This is a genomic window from Streptomyces sp. NPDC101219, assembly GCF_044767675.1.
Taxonomy (GTDB): domain Bacteria; phylum Actinomycetota; class Actinomycetes; order Streptomycetales; family Streptomycetaceae; genus Streptomyces.
Window position 1 is genome coordinate 16,013 of the sequence record NZ_JBIWOK010000008.1, and the last position, 16,935, is coordinate 32,947.

General features: G+C 72.7%; 13 protein-coding genes and 2 pseudogenes. 7 read left to right on the forward strand and 8 right to left on the reverse strand.

Going from position 1 to position 16,935, the window contains the following annotated elements:
• Window positions 1-84: 84 nt before the first annotated feature.
• A pseudogene (locus ACIRPP_RS17240) lies at window positions 85-567 on the reverse strand (saccharopine dehydrogenase); the annotation flags it as partial.
• 12 nt (window positions 568-579) lie between these two features.
• Here ACIRPP_RS17240 and ACIRPP_RS17245 point away from each other — a divergent pair.
• Window positions 580-1,011, forward strand: a pseudogene (locus ACIRPP_RS17245) (helix-turn-helix domain-containing protein); the annotation flags it as partial.
• A gap of 106 nt (window positions 1,012-1,117) precedes the next feature.
• Here the strand turns inward: ACIRPP_RS17245 and ACIRPP_RS17250 are convergent.
• Complete coding sequence (locus tag ACIRPP_RS17250; protein ID WP_403643124.1) at window positions 1,118-1,561, reverse strand: PIN domain-containing protein; 444 nt, start codon at window positions 1,559-1,561, stop codon at window positions 1,118-1,120.
• Complete coding sequence (locus ACIRPP_RS17255) at window positions 1,558-1,830, reverse strand: CopG family transcriptional regulator (protein WP_403643127.1); 273 nt, start codon at window positions 1,828-1,830, stop codon at window positions 1,558-1,560. The genes ACIRPP_RS17250 and ACIRPP_RS17255 overlap by 4 nt, the downstream gene beginning before the upstream one ends.
• A 266-nt stretch (window positions 1,831-2,096) precedes the next feature.
• Here ACIRPP_RS17255 and ACIRPP_RS17260 point away from each other — a divergent pair, with 266 nt between their 5' ends.
• Both ACIRPP_RS17260 and ACIRPP_RS17265 read left to right on the forward strand, forming a co-directional pair.
• Window positions 2,097-2,789 (forward strand): response regulator transcription factor, encoded by a 693-nt coding sequence (locus ACIRPP_RS17260; RefSeq protein WP_403643129.1) that lies wholly within the window; start codon window positions 2,097-2,099, stop codon window positions 2,787-2,789.
• Window positions 2,786-4,237 (forward strand): ATP-binding protein, encoded by a 1,452-nt coding sequence (locus ACIRPP_RS17265; protein WP_403643131.1) that lies wholly within the window; start codon window positions 2,786-2,788, stop codon window positions 4,235-4,237. The genes ACIRPP_RS17260 and ACIRPP_RS17265 overlap by 4 nt, the downstream gene beginning before the upstream one ends.
• Before the next feature lie 275 nt (window positions 4,238-4,512).
• Here the strand turns inward: ACIRPP_RS17265 and ACIRPP_RS17270 are convergent, their stop codons facing one another.
• Window positions 4,513-6,690: an MMPL family transporter gene (locus tag ACIRPP_RS17270; RefSeq protein WP_403643134.1), complete on the reverse strand. Its 2,178-nt coding sequence runs from the start codon at window positions 6,688-6,690 to the stop codon at window positions 4,513-4,515.
• Between the two features lie 1,027 nt (window positions 6,691-7,717).
• Here ACIRPP_RS17270 and ACIRPP_RS17275 point away from each other — a divergent pair.
• Window positions 7,718-8,551, forward strand: coding sequence for a PIG-L family deacetylase (locus ACIRPP_RS17275; protein WP_403643137.1), 834 nt, complete (start codon window positions 7,718-7,720; stop codon window positions 8,549-8,551).
• Between the two features lie 167 nt (window positions 8,552-8,718).
• Here the strand turns inward: ACIRPP_RS17275 and ACIRPP_RS17280 are convergent, their stop codons facing one another.
• Window positions 8,719-11,409, reverse strand: coding sequence for an SCO7613 C-terminal domain-containing membrane protein (locus ACIRPP_RS17280; RefSeq protein WP_403643140.1), 2,691 nt, complete (start codon window positions 11,407-11,409; stop codon window positions 8,719-8,721).
• A gap of 314 nt (window positions 11,410-11,723) precedes the next feature.
• Between ACIRPP_RS17280 and ACIRPP_RS17285 the strand changes: the two genes are divergently transcribed.
• The gene (locus ACIRPP_RS17285) at window positions 11,724-11,918 is read left to right on the forward strand and encodes a LuxR C-terminal-related transcriptional regulator (RefSeq protein ID WP_403643937.1); all 195 of its coding nucleotides are present in this window, start codon (window positions 11,724-11,726) and stop codon (window positions 11,916-11,918) included.
• Between the two features lie 94 nt (window positions 11,919-12,012).
• Here the strand turns inward: ACIRPP_RS17285 and ppk2 are convergent, their stop codons facing one another.
• Both ppk2 and ACIRPP_RS17295 read right to left on the reverse strand, forming a co-directional pair.
• On the reverse strand, window positions 12,013-12,969 hold the full coding sequence (gene ppk2, locus ACIRPP_RS17290) for a polyphosphate kinase 2 (protein WP_403643143.1): 957 nt from the start codon (window positions 12,967-12,969) through the stop codon (window positions 12,013-12,015).
• Between the two features lie 35 nt (window positions 12,970-13,004).
• Complete coding sequence (locus tag ACIRPP_RS17295) at window positions 13,005-13,247, reverse strand: DUF6411 family protein (protein WP_403643146.1); 243 nt, start codon at window positions 13,245-13,247, stop codon at window positions 13,005-13,007.
• Between the two features lie 358 nt (window positions 13,248-13,605).
• On the opposite strand from ACIRPP_RS17295, the gene ACIRPP_RS17300 reads away from it, so the two are divergent.
• Window positions 13,606-13,893, forward strand: a complete 288-nt coding sequence (locus ACIRPP_RS17300) for a DUF4190 domain-containing protein (RefSeq protein WP_403643148.1) — start codon at window positions 13,606-13,608, stop codon at window positions 13,891-13,893.
• 225 nt (window positions 13,894-14,118) lie between these two features.
• Here ACIRPP_RS17300 and ACIRPP_RS17305 read toward each other — a convergent pair whose 3' ends face one another.
• Window positions 14,119-16,182, reverse strand: a complete 2,064-nt coding sequence (locus ACIRPP_RS17305; protein WP_403643151.1) for a TerD family protein — start codon at window positions 16,180-16,182, stop codon at window positions 14,119-14,121.
• A 209-nt stretch (window positions 16,183-16,391) separates the two neighbouring features.
• Here ACIRPP_RS17305 and ACIRPP_RS17310 point away from each other — a divergent pair, with 209 nt between their 5' ends.
• Window positions 16,392-16,886: a hypothetical protein gene (locus ACIRPP_RS17310; RefSeq protein WP_403643154.1), complete on the forward strand. Its 495-nt coding sequence runs from the start codon at window positions 16,392-16,394 to the stop codon at window positions 16,884-16,886.
• Window positions 16,887-16,935 lie beyond the last annotated feature (49 nt).

A 16,935-nucleotide genomic window follows, 5' to 3' on the forward strand; every position in this document is an offset into this window, starting at 1 on the left:
AGTTGGGCTCGCTGACCACCCACCCGGTTTCCCCACCGGTGTCGCATGTCGGCTCCGCAGCGCAGCGCGCACTCGCTCCGACGGTCAGTCCTGCGTCTCTCCCCCGAGCCATTCCAGGGAGATGTGCGGGGACAGTGAGCGCAGGAAGTCGGGCGCTTCGAAGGCTGCGCCGGCGGAGGTGACGCCGACCGTGCGGGTCTGGCCGGTGAGGATGCGGTGGACCGCCTCCACCGCGAGGGGTGCGGTGACGGCGTAGATGTCCCGGCCGCTGGCCACGGCGCGCCGTTCGAGGCCGCCGGAGCGTACGACGGCGTCGACGAGGAAGGTCTGGTCGGACCGTCGGTGCTCGTCCGCCGCGGTCGGCGTCGGTGTTTCGGGGGCCGCGAGGTCTCTCGCCGCTTCGGTCGCCATGTGTGTGCGCACCTCGGGGATGGGGAGGTGGCTGGGGACGGTGACGATGTCGGCCATCGAGAACTCTCCCAGGACCTCTCTGGTGCCCGTCAGGTGGGGGAAGGGCCACTTCAGGAGCGTCGGCTCGTCGTCGTGGTACTCCAGCCGCCCAGGTGTTCGGCTCCGGGCGTGGCCAACGCCGTCGCCCGCCGCCTGGTCGTGCCGCCGCACCGGGACGGCGGCCAGGCCCAGTTCGTCCCGTCCCCGGTGCCCGCTCGGGACGACCATCCCCTGACCGCGCTGTTCCCCTGGGTGATCGAACGGCTCGACCAGCCGCTCACCGTGGAGGATCTGGCACGTCAGGCGCGCATGAGCTCGCGCACTCTGGGTCGCCACTTCCGGGCGGTGACCGGCACGACTCCGCTGCAGTGGCTGCTGACGCAGCGGATCCGCCGCGCCCAGGAGTTGCTGGAGACCAGCGACGAAGGTGTCGACGCCATCGCGGCGGCCACCGGCATGGGCACCGCCACGACCCTGCGCCGGCATTTCAACCGCACGGTCGGCGTGCCTCCGGACACCTACCGCCGCACCTTCCGCTCACAGCCCCGCCCCGGCTCGTAGGGCGACGGACCACGGTGCCGGAGTCCCGGACGGACGTGCCCACGGCTTCTCGTCACCGGCTGTCGACGGCAACCCAGGGCCGGGGACCTGGGATTCGGCAGCGGTGTCAGAGCGGCAGGTCGTCGGGGAGGACCCGGAACGACTTGTGACGGCCCAGAGGGCGTACGGCACGGAAGTCGCGTCGGTCGAGGGTGAGGATCGCGTCGGTGTCGTAGTCGGCTGCGAGGGCCACGTTCACTGCGTCGGTGAGGTCGAGGTCGAGGGACCTGTAGCGGACGCGGACGGACTGCGCGGCGCCCAGGTGGTCCTCGGTGATCTCGGGCATGACGACGCGGCCCCGGGTCATCCAGCGTCGCAGGTCGTCGACCGCACTGTGAGCAGCCTCCCGCCCGAGCTCGCGCGTGGCGACGTGATCAAGTTCCGCCAGAAGAAGCGGCGACATGATCAGGAGCCCTGCCGACATGATCGCCTCGTTCGCTGCCGCGTGCTCCGGGTGCGTCGAGTCCAGCGCGGCAAGCAGGCCGGACGTGTCGGCGATGACGATGATCACGCGGCGGTTCCCGGATGCGGGTCGGCGCTCGTCTCGCGACGGACGGCGTCGGCGACCGCGTCGCGGACCTCCGTGGTGGATGGCGTACGGCCCGGTCCCTCGAACGTACGGGAGAACAACGGCTCGTCCCAGACGCGGTTCGCCATGGCCGCGAGATGGATGCCCTGGCGGATGATCTCGGCTTCGCTTATCCCCCGGCGCTTGGCCGCCTCCTTGATGATCGCCAGGTCCTCGGGGTCGGCATAGACGTTCGTGCGCTTCATGGACATGTACCAAGAGTAGCCCATGTACCAGATTGGTGTATGCCTGTGGGGGTCGCGGTCCGGGCCACCCTCTCGTGTCCGTGACCGCCTCATCGGCCGACTTCGACCGGGGGCCGGTGACTGACAGACTCCCGATCCGTCGGACCGGCGCGAGGGGTGCCCGGGGCGGGGAGCCCGGTCACCAGCCACGCTCTGCGACGCTCTAAGCCTGGCCTCAGGTTGGCCGGGGACACTGAGCGGCAAAAACCTCGACTGGAAGGGGGCGGGCCGGCGTGCGGATCATGATCGCGGATGATGACCCGGCCATCCGTGACTCGCTGGAGCGGGTGCTGCAGGTCGAGGGTTACGACACCAGCACCGTCTCCAACGGTCTCGCCGTGCTCGACGAAGTCGGTGGGGCCGGCGGTGACACGCTGGATCTGCTGCTCCTCGACGTGATGATGCCCCGCCTCGGCGGGCTGGAGACGTGCCGGCGGCTGCGGGCCGCGGGCCGGGATCTGCCGGTGCTGATGCTGACCGCCCGTGACCAGGTCTCCGACCGGGTCGCTGGGCTGGACGCGGGCGCCGACGACTACTTGCCCAAGCCGTTCGCCACCGAGGAACTGCTGGCCCGGGTGCGGGCCCTGCTGCGCCGGCGCACGCCGATCGACGAGGGGTCGCAGATCCTGTCGTACGCCGACGTCCGGCTCGATCCCGACCGGTTCGAGGCGTGGCGGGGCGACCGGCCGCTGCACCTGACCCGGACCGAGTTCTCCCTCCTCGAGGTCCTCGTGTGCAATGCGACCCGGGTCCTGACCCGCGACGCGCTGTTCGAGGCGATGTGGGGCTTCGGCATGAGCTCCACCGCCAACAACCTCCAGGTGTACGTGAGTTATTTGCGCCGCAAGATGGAGGCCGGCGGTGAGCCGCGACTGATCTACACGTTGCGCGGCCTCGGATACACGTTGCGGGAGACTCCTCCATGAGCGGGCACGCCGGCCGGGAACCGCGCCGGCTGACCCGATGGTGGCGCCGGCAGTCCCTGCGGACCAGGCTGACGGTGATCGCGGCGACGGCCATCGCGGTCAGCGTGTTCGGGGCCTTCCAGGTGGCCAGCGAGCTCCTGGACTGGGAGCTGCAGGACACCGCCGAGAACCAGCTGCGCGCCGACTCCCGCGTCCTGGCGGCCAACGCCGAGCACGCCGGTCTGGCGCAGGTGCAGCTGCCGCCGTATCCCGGATCCGGTCAGCTGGTGCGGGTCATCCTGCCCGACGGCTCGGTCCGGACGCCGGCCGGCCAGCCCTCGCTGCCCCCGGTCAGCGAAGACGCCGAGCGGGTGGCGGAGGGCGCGTCGGCCGACCTGATGGAGTCGGACGACAGCGACGAGGACGGCTACCGCATCTACACGCTGCGCGCGGGCGACGGCGCGGTCCAGGTGGCCCGCGCCGTCGACGACGGCCCGGTCAACCGGTTCGGGTTCGGCATGCTGCTGATCGGGCTGCTCTGCGTGGCCGGCGGCGCCCTCGTCGGGCGGGCCGTGGCGCGGACCGGGCTGGCACCGATCGACCGGCTGACCGCCGCCGCGGTACGTGTCGCGCACACCCGGGAGCTCGACGCCGACATCCCGGACGAGGGCGGTGGGGAGATCCGGAGGCTGATCCAGTCGATCAACGACATGCTTGCCGCGCTCCGGGAGTCCCGGCGGGCACAGCGGCTGCTCGCCGAGGACGCCGCCCACGAGCTCAAGACCCCGCTCACCAGCCTGCGGCTCAATGTCGAGCTGCTGATGCGGCTCGATCGGCGCGGCACCCTGGACAGCGCCCTGCCGGCAGAGAGCCGGACCCGGGTGCTCAACGATCTCGGCGCCCAAGTGGCGGAGTTGAGCACCCTCGTCGCCGAGCTGACCGACCTGGCGCGTGGTGACGTCAGCGACGAGAGCACCGAACTGCTCGACCTTGCCGACGTGGTGGCCGCGGCCGCGACCCGGGCGCGCTCCCGCGTGCCCGACGTCGAGGTCGCGCTCGACGTGACCTCCGTGTGGGTGAGCGGGCGTCCCGCCGCGCTGGAGCGAGCGGTGCTCAACCTCATCGACAACGCCGGCAAGTGGTCCCCCGCGGACCAGCCGGTCCAGGTCCGGCTCCGTGCCGAGGGTGCGTCGGCGGTGCTCGAGGTCGACGACGCCGGGCCGGGCATCGACGCCGCCGACGTACCGCGGGTGTTCGACCGGTTCTACCGTGCCGACAGCGCCCGGGCGTTGCCGGGATCCGGTCTGGGGCTGTCGATCGTCCAGCGGGTCGTCGACGCCCACGGCGGCCGGGCCACCGTCGCCCGCTCCGCACGCGGTGGCGCGCTGCTCCGGCTCCACCTGCCGGCCACGGATCCGCCGGCCCCGGTCACGCGCCCCGCCTCCGGGGAGGACACCGGTATGCGCTGACCGGTATGCAGTGACCGGTCAGCGCGCTGATCCGCTCCGGCGGTGCAGATCAGGACACGGGGTGGCGGCCCTCCGGCACGGGCCCGCGCGGCTCACCGCCGGTGCCAGGACGCCGCGCTGCGCCGACACCACGCGGCTCAATGCCGGGCAGGCGGGACGTCGACCCCAGCCCCGACGACGCCACGCACGACCGGAGGGCGAAGCCCCTCGGCCCCATGAAAAGGATCCGGGACGGGTCTGTGTCCCCGTCCCGGATCTCGTCCGTGGCGCCGCACTCACCGTTGCAGCGCGGACTCCTCGTCGTCGGCGAGGGGCTGTCGGGGCTGTGGACCGGCCGGCAGCTCCGCCGCCGGGCGGGACAGCCGGCTCGGCCACCACATCCGCTCGCCGATCAGCAGGGTGAGGGCGGGCACGAGGACCGACCGCACCAGCAGGGCGTCGAGCAGCACGCCGAAGGCGACCAGGAACCCGAGCTCGATCATCATCACCAGCGGAAGGGTGACGAGGACCGCGAACGTGGCCGCCAGGACCAGGCCCGCCGAGGTGATGACGCCACCGGTGGCCGAGAGGGCCTTGAGCATGCCCTCTCTGGTGCCGAGCCGCACGGTCTCCTCCCGGGCCCGGCTCGCCAGGAAGATGTTGTAGTCGATGCCGAGCGCCACCAGGAACAGGAAGGCCAGCAGCGGCACCGAGTAGTCGATCCCCTTGAAGCCGAGGAGCGTGTCGAAGACGAACACGCTGCCGCCGAAGGCCGCGGCGAACGAGACGATCACCGTGGCCATCAGGACCAGCGGGGCCAGGACCGCGCGCAGCAGCAGCCCGAGGATGATCAGGACGACGACGAGCACCAGCGGGATGACCAGCTTCTCGTCGTGCTGGGTGGTCGCCTCGGTGTCGAGGTTCTCCGCACTGGGCCCGCCGACGATCGCCTCCGCCCCGCTCACCGCGTGCACGGCGGACCGCACCCGCAGAATCGTGTCGTACTCCGCGGGGGTGTCCGGCGCGTCCTTCGGGAACACGGAGATGGTGGCCCAGTCACCGGTGGTCTGCTCCGGGACGGCCATGGCCACACCGGGAGTGTCCTTGACGACCTCGAGCACCTGCTCCTGGTGCGTCGGCCGCGTGAAGACCGTCATCGGCTGGCCGCCGAGCTCCGGGAAGTGCTCGCGGAGAACGGTGGAGCCGGTGACCGACTCCGGCGCGGACAGGAACTGGTCCTGCTCCCGCAGGGCGCCGGTGTTGCCCGCCAGCCCGAGGGCGAGCACGCCGAGGACTCCGAGTGAGCCGAGTGTCGCCACCCAGCGGCGGCGGCTGATGGCGGTGCCGAGCCGACCCCACAGGCCCCGCTTCTCCTCCACGGTCGTGCTGAACCGCGGGATGGCCGGCCAGAAGATCCGCCTGCCGAGCACCACGAGCACGGCCGGGAACAGCGTCAGCATGGCCACCAGCGCGCACAGGATGCCGGCCGCGCCGATCGGGCCCAGGCCGCTGGTGCTGTTCAGGTCCGCGACGAGCAGGCAGAGCAGGCCGGCGACCACGGTGGCCGCGGACGCGACGATGGCCGGCGCCGCGCCGCGCAGCGCGTGGATCATCGCGACCCGGACGTTCTCGTGGTGGTGCAGCGCCTCCCGGTACCGGGCGATGAGGAGCAGTGCGTAGTCCGTGCCGACGCCGAAGACCAGGATCGTCAGCAGCGCCGAGTTCTGGTCGTTGACCACGATGCCGAAGCCCTTGACGAGCAGGTAGACGGTCCCCATCGAGGTCAGTGCGGCCGCGCCGACGGCCACCAGCGGGATGATCCACAGCACCGGGCTGCGGTAGGTGAGGATGAGCAGGAGCGTGACGACGGCGAGGGTGGCGAGGAGGACCTGCTCGTCGATGCCGTCGAACACGGCATCCATGTCGCCGTCGATCGCGCCCGGGCCGGTCACGTCGAGCTCCAGGCCGGCGGGGCGGTCCTTCGCGGCGTCCCGCAGCGGGCCGACGATCTCCTCCGGTGGGCCGTACTCCGTGCTCACGTCGAGGGTGAACACCATCGCCTTGCCGTCGGTGGACAGTTGCGCCGGTGAGCCCTCGCCGTCCTCGCCGTCCTTGCCGTCCTCGCCGGACGCCGCCGTCGCCTTCGGCGGGTACTGCTCGGCGAGGGTGTCGTAGTGGCGCTCGACCGTCGCACGGTCGGCGTCGGTCAGGCCGTCGTCGCGGTGGTACACGAAGACGAACGTGCTGTCCTCACCGCCGGGGAGACTGTCCTCCAGCGCCGCCACCTTGGTGGACTCCGCACTGGCCGGCAAGGTGTCCACGGCACTGTCGGTGGTGACCGAGCTCAACTTCGCGCTCAGCGGCACCATGCCCGCCGCCAGCACCAGCCACAGACCGATCACCAACCATGGCACCCACCGGCCTGCCAACCGGCCGCCCGGCGTTCTCCCGGACGGCGCCGCGTCGACTGCCATCACTAGCCTCCTGCATACGGGTTGCTCGCTTTTCTGGACGCCAACTTCCTAGCGAGCGAACCTGAGGCGACTGTTAGTGCGGTGCTCAGGCTTGGTGGCCGAACGAGTCTTCGGTGGAAAGCCGACTCGATCCGAGCACAGGGCAGGCACGGTCCTCGTCGTCACGCGAGTGCCGAAGTCCCGTGCGTACGTGCTGAGTCCGTGCCTGCTCCTGCGTCGCATCACCGACGTCGTGGGGGCGCCCGACCCCTTTGATTGCCGTTCACCGCTGCTCCCGCCTGGGTGAGCCGAGCAACAGCTCGACCATGACCCGGGCGTCGCGCCGGCGAGACGGACTCGCGGACCACACGCCGGGCAGGACTACGCAGCACAAGAGAGTGAGGGGGGTGAGGACGGCGATCACGCCGATCCATGGACAGGCCACTGTGACGGGTACCAGGAGACCCCCTGATACCAGGCCGAGCAACGGCCCCGCCCTCACGGGTCGATAGCGCTCGCCATGCGCCGGGTCCCTTCCTGTCGACGGAGCTTCGGGCTCCGACCCGACACCCACGCGTTTTACGGCCCAGGACTGGCCGTCATTCATGGGACACCGGTGATCGCACGCACCAGGATGGCGAGTCCACGGCAGGCGTGCGCGGCGCCCCATCCCCCGTCGATGGGAGCAGTTTCATGGTGCCGCACTGCCCCGGATCGTGGAAGGGGGTCTCCTTGAGATGACAGGCAACTGCCAGCCTCAGAAGTCCCCGCCCAGGATCCCCGGGTCGGCCCTGTCCGACGCGGAACGAGCACGTCGTGTCTGTGTCCCGCTCACCGTGGCAGGGCCGCCCATGGGCCGAACGGCGCAGGCCCGGGAACAGCCGGTCCGGGCAGTGCTGTTGCATCGACCGAGGTGCCGGAGCCGTGCGGGCGTGGACGCGTGGAGATCTCCGGATCGTCCGCCCCGCCCGGATACGGGTCGCAGACGGTGGTACGCCCGCCACGCTGCTCGACCACGACTCATTTGCTTCGCAGGAGGACTGTTCTCATGGCTGACCGGCCCTTGACGCTCATGGCAGTGCACGCCCACCCCGACGACGAGGCCACCGGAACCGGAGGGGTCCTCGCGCGGTACGCGGCGGAAGGCGTCCGCACCGTGCTGGTGACGTGTACCGACGGTGGTTGCGGTGACGGGCCGGGGGGCGTGAAGCCGGGTGATCCCGGGCACGATCCGGCGGCGGTCGCCGCCATGCGCCGCCGGGAGCTGGAGGCGAGCTGCGACGTCCTGGGGGTCGGCGAGCTGGAGATGCTGGGGTACGCCGACTCCGGAATGATGGGCTGGCCGAGCAACGACGCCCCCGGCTCCTTCTGGCGGACCCCGGTGGAGGAGGGCGCCGCCCGGCTCGCGGATCTCATGCGGCACTACCGGCCCGATGTGGTCGTCACCTACGACGAGAACGGCTTCTACGGCCACCCCGACCACATCCAGGCCCACCGCATCACGATGGCGGCGCTGGAGAGGAGCGGGCTGACGCCGAAGGTGTACTGGACCACGATGCCGCACTCGGGGCTGCGGCGGTTCGGCGAGGCCATGCGCGAGTTCCAGGAGGACCTGCCGGAGCCGGATCCCGCCGAGGCCGACGCCATGGCCGACATCGGCCTGCCCGACGACGAGGTCACCACCTGGGTGGACACCACGGCGTTCAGCAGCCGCAAGTTCGACGCGCTGGCCGCGCACGCCAGTCAGGGCGAGAACATCTTCTTCCTCAAGATGGGCCAGGAGCGGTTCACCGATTTGATGGGCGTGGAGACCTTCGTACGGGTCCAGGACCCGACCGGGGCCGCCGTGCCCGAGAACGACCTCTTCGCCGGACTGCGCTGACCGGTCCGACCGTCACCGCCGGGTCGCGGCCGGACGGCTCGTGGGCGGCCCGCCTCCGTCGGTCGTACCGACCTGCGCATTCGCCGCGCCCGCCCGCACCGCCGCGCCCGCCCGCACCGCCGTGGCCGCCCGCGCCGCCGTGGCCGCTCCACCGCCGTGGCCGTTCCTCAGCGCATCCGGCCCAGTGCCTCCCGTGCGCGCCGGGCGTCGCGGATGCGCTGTTCGTAGGTCGCGCCCACGACGAGCAGCAGCAGTCCGGCGAGCGCGGGCGGCAGCCAGCGGGGGAGGACGCCGGCCAGTTGGACCAGGTAGGGGGCGAGCTCGTGCAGGGCGTCCAGCACGAGCACGCCGCCGCCGAGGACGAGCGGGGCCTGGAGGCGGTGGCGGGCGCCGAGCAGGGTGACGGCGAGGGCCGCCGTGCCGAGCAGCAGGGGGCGTTGCCAGTCCGCGTCGGCCCACGCGGCGAGCAGGCTCGGCACGAGCGTGGCCGAGAGGCCGGGGCCGTAGGCCGACCACGACGAGGCCCGCGGGTCCCGGTGGCGCCGGAGGAAGCCCACGAGCAGCGCCGGGACGGTCACCGGCAGGGTGTACGCCTCCGGGGTGCTCACGCCCCACGACCCGAGCCGCACCCAGGTGGCCAGCAGGAACAGCGCGGCGGCCACGTACCCGGCCCGGCGCCGGTCCGCGCGTACGGCGGTGCCCGCGGCGATCACTCCGCACAGGGCCAGGACGAGCGCCAGCACCGGCGGGTCGGTGACGGCCAGCCCGACGGCCAGGACGCTCACACAGGCACCCGTGGCCTCGACCGGGACGGCGGCGCGCGGGACCCGTGCGGCCAGCAGGGCCGCGGCGGCCGGGACGGCCAGGACGAGCAGCGCCGTGTGCGCGGGCGGCCACTCCGCGGCGGCGCCCACCGCGCAGGCCAGGCCGGCCGCACCGGCCAGCGACGCGCTCGCGCAGACAGCGGTCAGACGCCGGTGACCGGCGGCCACCGCGAAGACGGCCGTCAGCGCGGCCAGCACGGTCAGGGTCGCGGGCCGGGAGGCGAGCGAGAGGAGCACCAGACCGCCTGCGGTGACCAGGGAGAGGGGCACGGCGGTGAGGCTCAGGTGCAGGCGACGGGTGTACACGGCGGCGGCCAGGACCGCCGCGGCCGTCATCCCCTGCGCGACGAGGCCGACGGTGTACGGGAGGTGCCACGCGGCCGGGATGATCAGCGCGCTCGCCCAGGCCAGGACCAGGGCAGCGTGCACGGCAACGGCCGGCGCCCGGTCGCGCCAGGCCGTGGTGGCGGCGGTGGGGCTCGTGGACGTGGCCGTGGGGCTCGCGGTGTGCGTGGGGCCGGCGGGGCCGGTCGGGGCGGTGGCCGTCCTGCCGGTGCCGGGCGTGGCGGCGTCGGTGCCGGGCGTGGCGGCGTCGGTGCCGGGCGTGGCGGCGTCGGTGCCGGGCGTGGCGGCGTCGGTGCCGGGCGTGGCGGTGTCGGTGGTGGACGTGTCCGCAGTGCCGGATGCCGACCCACCGACGTCCGCAGTGCCGGAGGCCGGCGTACCGGTGTCCGCAGTGCGGGTACGGGGCGCGGCGGTGTCCGCCGTCGCGGCGCGGGTCACGCCGGCCAGGAGCACCGCGGCGACCGCCACCGCCGCCGGCACCAGCGGCGCGGACGCGGCGTCGGCCGGCCAGGGCGCCCAGACCGTCACCGCGTCGCGCAGGTGCGACGGTGCCCCGGCCCAGACCTGTCCCGTCCAGCCGACCGGCCCGAGCAGTGCCACGAGGACCAGGGGCAGGGTCCACATCACCGCCAGACCCTGGACGGCCGCCGACGCCCCGAGGGCACCGCGCCGCACCGGGCCGGGGAGCGGAGCCCGCAGGGCGGCGAGCAGCACGAGGCCGCAGGCCAGGTAGCCGGGGACCGTCCACACGACGGGCAGGGACGCCCGCAGGACGCCGCCGAGCGCCGCGACCAGCAGCAGCCCGCCGGTCGCCGCGGCGCCGGTGGCGAGGCCCCGCTCCGGGACGCGCCACGCCGCGTACAGCGCGATGGCCGCCGCGAAGGCGAGGAGCGCGGCCGAACGGGCGACGGCACCCGGGCCGACGGCCTCCCACGAGAGCACACAGGCCGCCGGCACGCTCCAGCCGGCCGCCCCGCACACGCCGACGGCGGCGGCGACACGCAGGTGCTTCCTGGACGTCCGGAGGGCGACGACCGTGTCGAACGCGGCCGTCAGCAGCAGTGCGGCCGTCGTCGCGTGCGGACCGGCGTCGGCTGCCACCGCCCCCAGGAGGAGGGGGAACTGGGCGGCGGCCAGTGCGGCGACGAACGGGAGGCGCAACGGAACCGCGTCGCGGCCGTACGCCCACCACATCCCGGCCAGGACGGCCGCCGCGACGGCCGCGTACGCCGTGCCGTCCACGGTGGTCAGCGCGGCCTCGTGCAGCGCGTACGCGTCGAGGACGGTCAGCGCCAGGCCGAGGCCGGCCACCGTCTCCGCCGTCGAGCGCAGCCCGCGCTTCAGCAGGAGCACGGGGGCGGCGAGTGCCGCCACGGTCACCGTCGCGAGCACCAGGGACCGCCCGACGATTCCCATGTCGCCCCAGCTGACCAGGGTGAAGGCGATCGCTGCGACGGTCAGCAGGATGCCGCCGAGGACGAGGAGCACGTTCTGCACCCGGGGCGCGGTGGTCTCGGGCCGCCGGGGCGCCAAGGGCGGAACGGCCGGCGGCGCAGGCGGCACCGCCGACTGAAGGAGACGGATCAGCTGGGCCCGGCGGGCCAGCAACTGGGCTCGGCGGGCGTCGAGTTGCCACAACTCCGCATCGAGGATCCGCAACTCCTCGCCAGGTGGCGGTACATGGGTCATGGCGTGGAGTGTGGCGCGCGTCACGACTGTGCGGCATGAGTGGGTGTACTCAGGTCCGTACTCAGATCGCCCGGCGGCGGAGGGGACGGGCCGACGGCACCGCCGGCCGGACCCTGCCGGGCCGGGCTGGAGGCCGGATTACGGGCGGCTCCGGGCGTCGGGTTCCTATGGCCGGAAGCCCGGCCCCCGGCGGTGCTCCGCCCTGCGGTTTCCCGCAGGGTACGCGGTGCGGGGAACCGCAGCGGGCCGGGTGGTAAGCCACGTACCGCCACCCGTCCCCGGTTCCTAACGCACGGGGGGATCCGCCGGCCCGGCTGACCCCGCGCGAGCGCAGCGTGCTGGAGGCCCTCGCGCAGGGGTTCACGAACACGGCCCTCGCCCGGAAGCTGCACCTCTCGCTGAGCTCCGTGGAGAAGAACCTCAACGCCGTGTTCGACAAGCCGGAGCTGCCGCGGGCCACTGGCTACGACGGGGGCATCCTGGCGGTCCTGCGCTACCTGGAGTCGTAGGAGTCATTGGAGTCGCAGGAGTCCCAGGAGTCGTAGCGGCAGCAGGCCGGTTCGGTCCGCCCGGCTCGCGCAGCGGGTGCGGCTGTGGCGGGGGTCAGTGGGTTCCGGGATGCTTGCCCGGCCCCTCCGCGCCGGGGGACAGCGGTGTGGGCGACAGCTTGGTGTCCTCCTCGCCGGGTTCCAGCAGGGTGTCGGCGGCACCGACGATCAGAGGGTCCGGGGTGCCGACCGCCTCACTGTCCTTGCTGGCGTAGTCGATGCGCGAGAGCAGACTGCGCATGGTCTCCAGCCGGGCGCGCCGCTTGTCGTTGCTCTTGACGACGGTCCAGGGCGCGTGGGGGGTGTCCGTGGCGCGGAACATGTCGACCTTCGCCTCGGTGTAGTCGTCCCACAGGTCCAGCGACGCCAGGTCGGTCGGTGACAGCTTCCACTGGCGCACCGGGTCGACCTGCCGGATCGCGAAGCGGGTGCGCTGCTCGGCGCGGGAGACGGAGAACCAGAACTTCACCAGCAGGACGCCGTCGTCGACCAGCATCCGCTCGAAGGCCGGGCACTGGTCGAGGAACAGTTCGTACTGGTCCTTGGTGCAGTACTCCATCACGCGTTCGACGCCGGCCCGGTTGTACCAGGAGCGGTCGAAGAAGACGATCTCGCCGGCCGTCGGCAGATGGGCGATGTACCGCTGGAAGTACCACTGCCCCTTTTCGCGTTCGGTGGGCTTGTCCAGGGCGACGACGCGGGCGCCCCGCGGGTTGAGCCGCTCGGTGAGCCGCTGGATCGTGCCGCCCTTGCCCGCCGCGTCCCGCCCCTCGCACACCACGACCAGGCGGGCGCCGGTGTCCTTGATCCACCGCTGCAGTTTGAGCAGCTCGATCTGCAGGACGCGTTTGGTCCGCTCGTAGTCCTTGCGGCTCACCTTGTGGTCGTAGGGGTGGTTCTCCCTCCACGTCCGGATGGGTTTGCCGTCGGCGTCGAGGACGATGGGCTGCTCCCGCCGCCGCTTGTCCACCGTCAGCCCGTCCAGCAGCTGGTCCGCGTCTTCTGCGTTCATGGTCCGGCTCGCTCCCTTGCTCGTCCGCCGGCCGGTCAGAAGGGCAGGCGGCCACGGGAGCGCCGGCCCGCCGAACCGCTGCGGCTCACCGCACGTGAGCTGGTGTGGAAGGGCTTGCTGAGGAGCCGGCCCAGGGCTCCGGGTGCCTTGCCGCCGGCCCGTGCTCCGGCGCCGAGGGTGCGCTGGGTACCGCGTTCGGGGTGCCGGGAGAGGCGGGGGACGAGGAAGGCCAGGACGGCCAGGACCGCGCATACGGCGATGACGGCGACAACTACCATGATCGGCTCCCTTCGCTGGTGAACGGACTACAGGTGCCCCGTCCGGCCGCACCCATGTGAGCGTTCGGGACCGGGTCCGGGAGGGCGTGTTCGTCACGCAGCGTGAGCACCCACTGACCTTCGGGTGAGGCAGGGCGCTGTCGCCTTCCGGGCGGTGCGGAGGCGGGGCTTCGGGCCGGCCGGGGGATGCCGGAATCCCGACAAGGGACTGTTTGCCCGGCGAGCCATGGACATGGCAGCGCCGCGTCGGGGCATTCGGGGTTCACGTGACAAGCAGTCCACGTGACAAGCAATCCACGTGACAAGCAGTCAAGGCACGGCCCGTTCGGGCCGCGTCACCGACAACCGGGAGTCCCCTATGACGAGTTACGGCGGTTCTTCTGCTGCGTCCTCCGGATCGCGCACCAACGGCCTTGCGATCGCGAGCCTTTGCTGCGGCATCGTCGGCCTTTTCGTCCTGAACATCATCCTCGGCCCGCTGGCCATCATCTTCGGCGCCATCGCCCACCGTCAGGCCGCCGTGAAGAACGGCGCCGGGATGGCGAAGGCCGGCATCATCCTCGGCATCGTGGCCGTGGTGCTCTGGCTCGTGCTTCTCGCCGTGGCCGCCAGCAGCGGCGGCTTCAGCTGGTACGTGGGCGGTTGATGGCCCGTCAGTACACGGCTGGAGTGCGGTAGCGCAGGGGACCGGGAGAGACGACGGTCCGGGCGCCCCCGGAGCACGCCTGGTGGCGGGCCCGGGGGCGCACGCGCGGGCCGCCGGGCCCGGCCGGTCGGAGCCGGGTCGCGGGCTCATGGCTGTACGGGGCCCGCCGCCGTCCGGCCCCTCCCCGTGTCCGGGTCGGCCCGCGGTGACTCCCCCGCGTCCGGGTCAGCCCGTGGCGGCCCGTTGCGCGGACGACGCCCTTCGCGGGGCCGGGCGGTCCATGTGGGCCACCACCGTGGCGTAGAAGCGGTGCACGGCGTCGTCGACGCTGCGGATGAAGCCCGTCTCGGCGTTGCCGCGGCTGCTGCCCATGCCCTTGAAGAGCGACAGCCGGAAACCGGTGATCGGTGCGCCGTTCCTCGGCAGCAGGTCCGCCGGCTCCGGGCGCAGCCGTTCCAGCGTGCCCCGCGGGCCGCCCGTCTCCCCCTCCACCAGGGTCTCGATGTGCAGGTCGGCGGGGGCTTCCGCGAGGCGCCGGATGAGCCGCTTCGCCCGCGTGAGGGGATAGCCCTCCTCGGGCGCCTCGAACTCGATGGACGTGCGGAGTTTTCCGGTCCGCAGGTCGGCGGTGACCGCGAGCACGCCGGGGGTGTCCTCGATGCGCAGCTCTGCCTGCAGTCTGCCCTCCAGGCAGAGCTGATCGGCGAGATGGCTCCGGCGGGCCTCCGGGTCGGCTCCGCGCTTGGAGCGCTGCACCGGCAGGACCTTCTGTCCCAGTTCGCCGCCGAGCCGGAGACAGACCTGGCGGATGAGCCGTTCCCAGCTCTCCACCACCTCCAGGGCACGCGGGTCTCCCTGGCACAGGGTCTCGTCGTCGATCCCCTTGCGCACCGGCACCCAGGACGCGCCCATGTTCTGGAAGCCGTGGCAGCCGGAGTTCTCGTGCTGGAGGTAGTGCAGCAGCTCCTGGAGCAGCCAGGCGTGCGCGGCGTTGCCCACGCCCTCGTGCCGGATCAGCATGTGGGCCTGGTGAGCCACTTCGGCCCACGACAGGTGCCGCAGCGCGACCTTGTGCTTGCGCCGCCGGTCGATGCGGACGTCGACCAGCGGACTGCCTTCCAGGGCGACGTCGTTCGACAGGGTGATCACCGCCTCGTAGCCCCGGCGGGCGGCGATGTCCATGTACGCCTGCACCTGGTCGGGCTTGAGCGCGTTGCCGTTGGTCTTCGTCTCGACCAGCGCGGTCCACAGCTTGCCGGCCCGCTCGACCCTGATCACCCCGTCGGGGCGCCGGGGGCTGTCGCCGTGCGGCAGCGAGACCTCGGTGAAGGTCTCCATCCGGCCCGCGGGCGCACCGAACCCGGCGGTGAGCCGCCGCCCGAACTCCGGGATCTGCGTCATGACCGACAACAGCACCGACGTGGCGCGCGTTTCGCGGTCCCGGTCGCTCTTGAGCGCGGAGACCGGGAAGAGCCGGGCCTCCCGCCACGACTCGTTGTCCGCCAGGGACTTCCTGGCCACCTTGGGCAGGGTGACCTTCTTCTTGGCGGTACGGGGCCGTGCGGGCGGCTGCGGCGGTGCCGCCGTGCTCCCGTGGGGCTTGCGCGGTGCGGGGACGGCCTCCAGGACCGGGGGCGCCGGCCGGTCGACGGCGGGGGCCGGAGTCGGGGCCGGCTGGTGGTCGGCCGGCACCTGCGTCGCAACGCCTGCCGCGCCATCCAGGTCCTCCTCCTCGGCGGCTGCGTCGTCGTCGACATCGACCCCGAAGTCCGTGGCCAGGCCGGCCAGTCCGGAGTCGTAGCCCTGCCCGACGGCCCGCAGTTTCCAATCGCCGCCGCGCCGGTAGAGCTCGCCGAAGATGAAGGCGCTCACCGAGCCGGTGTCCCCGATCGCGAACCGGAGCAGCTCCTCACCCGAGCTGTCGGCCAGCGTCAGGAGCAGATCGTCCAGGTCCCCGAAGTGGGCGCCGTCGTACCGGCTCGCCGCCACCACGATCCGGGCGATCTCGTCCGGGACCGCCGTCAGGTCGAAGCTGATCCGGTCCTTGTTGCCGTTGCCGGTGGGCGTCTTGCCCAGCAGCTGCACGCTTCCGTCCGCGGCGACCGGATGGTTGTAGAAATAGAAGTCGGCGTCGCTGCGCACCTTGCCGTTCTCGTCGAGCAGCAGCACCGAGACATCCGCATCGCCCTCACCCGTCGGACTGGTCCAGCCCAGACTCACGACGACGGAGTCGACACTGTCGCTGAGGGCGGCCAGCCCCACGTTGGCACCCTTGGTCAGCTCGTACATAACCCCCACCCCGATCGCGCCGGGGACGTGCGGCCGTCCCGCCACCCCCCGGCCACCCCTTGTGACACGCCCCGCACACACAGTGCACAGGGCACCTTAGTACCGAACCGGCACAGTTCGGGCCGGACTTGACGGAATGGGCGGTGGGGTACGGTCGGCCGGCGGAGTGCGGGCGTCGGGCGGGCCCGCCCAAGGAGCCCGGGGGGCGGATGAACGAGCGGGGCACGGTGCGGCGCGGCCTTCGGGTCGGGCTGCTGATGGCGTGCGTGCCCGGACTTCCCTGGGCCGCCCTCGCGCTGGCCGTGGCGGCGGTGGAGTGGCTGCGGGGCGGGGACCTGCAGCTCGCCGCGCGGGACGTGCGGTACGGGCTGACGCTGGCCGGCGGCAGCGTGTCGGCCGGTCTGCTGATGGGCCTGGTGCTCGCGGGCGGCCTGACGGTCGCCTCCCGCGTGAGCAGCCGCGGCTGGGTGCCGGCCCTCGCGGGAGCCCTGCTCGGGGCGTCGGTCTTCCCGGCCGAGGTCCTGGTGGTCGCGCTCGGGACGGACGCGGCGTATCTGCCGGTCGGGGTGACGCTGCTGGCCTGGCCGGTGCTGACGGTCGTGGCGGCGGCCCACAGCGCCGACGTCGTCGGCCGGACGCGGTCCCGTACCTGGCTGTGGACGCCCGGTCCGTTGGGGCGAATGCGGCGGGGCGCGCACCGCTGAGGCGGTCGTGCACGCGACTGCTGTCGGGGACGACCGCCGTGCGGCCGAC

Excerpts from the sequence above, each read along its gene's own strand:
- ACIRPP_RS17310 (WP_403643154.1), top strand. The coding sequence starts at position 16,392 with ATGAACGAGCGGGGCACGGTGCGGCGCGGCCTTCGGGTCGGGCTGCTG.
- ACIRPP_RS17295 (WP_403643146.1), bottom strand. The coding sequence starts at position 13,247 with ATGGTAGTTGTCGCCGTCATCGCCGTATGCGCGGTCCTGGCCGTCCTG.
- ACIRPP_RS17305 (WP_403643151.1), bottom strand. The coding sequence starts at position 16,182 with ATGTACGAGCTGACCAAGGGTGCCAACGTGGGGCTGGCCGCCCTCAGC.
- ppk2 (WP_403643143.1), bottom strand. The coding sequence starts at position 12,969 with ATGAACGCAGAAGACGCGGACCAGCTGCTGGACGGGCTGACGGTGGAC.
- ACIRPP_RS17275 (WP_403643137.1), top strand. The coding sequence starts at position 7,718 with ATGGCTGACCGGCCCTTGACGCTCATGGCAGTGCACGCCCACCCCGAC.
- ACIRPP_RS17255 (WP_403643127.1), bottom strand. The coding sequence starts at position 1,830 with ATGTCCATGAAGCGCACGAACGTCTATGCCGACCCCGAGGACCTGGCG.
- ACIRPP_RS17265 (WP_403643131.1), top strand. The coding sequence starts at position 2,786 with ATGAGCGGGCACGCCGGCCGGGAACCGCGCCGGCTGACCCGATGGTGG.
- ACIRPP_RS17300 (WP_403643148.1), top strand. The coding sequence starts at position 13,606 with ATGACGAGTTACGGCGGTTCTTCTGCTGCGTCCTCCGGATCGCGCACC.
- ACIRPP_RS17270 (WP_403643134.1), bottom strand. The coding sequence starts at position 6,690 with ATGGCAGTCGACGCGGCGCCGTCCGGGAGAACGCCGGGCGGCCGGTTG.
- ACIRPP_RS17280 (WP_403643140.1), bottom strand. The coding sequence starts at position 11,409 with ATGACCCATGTACCGCCACCTGGCGAGGAGTTGCGGATCCTCGATGCG.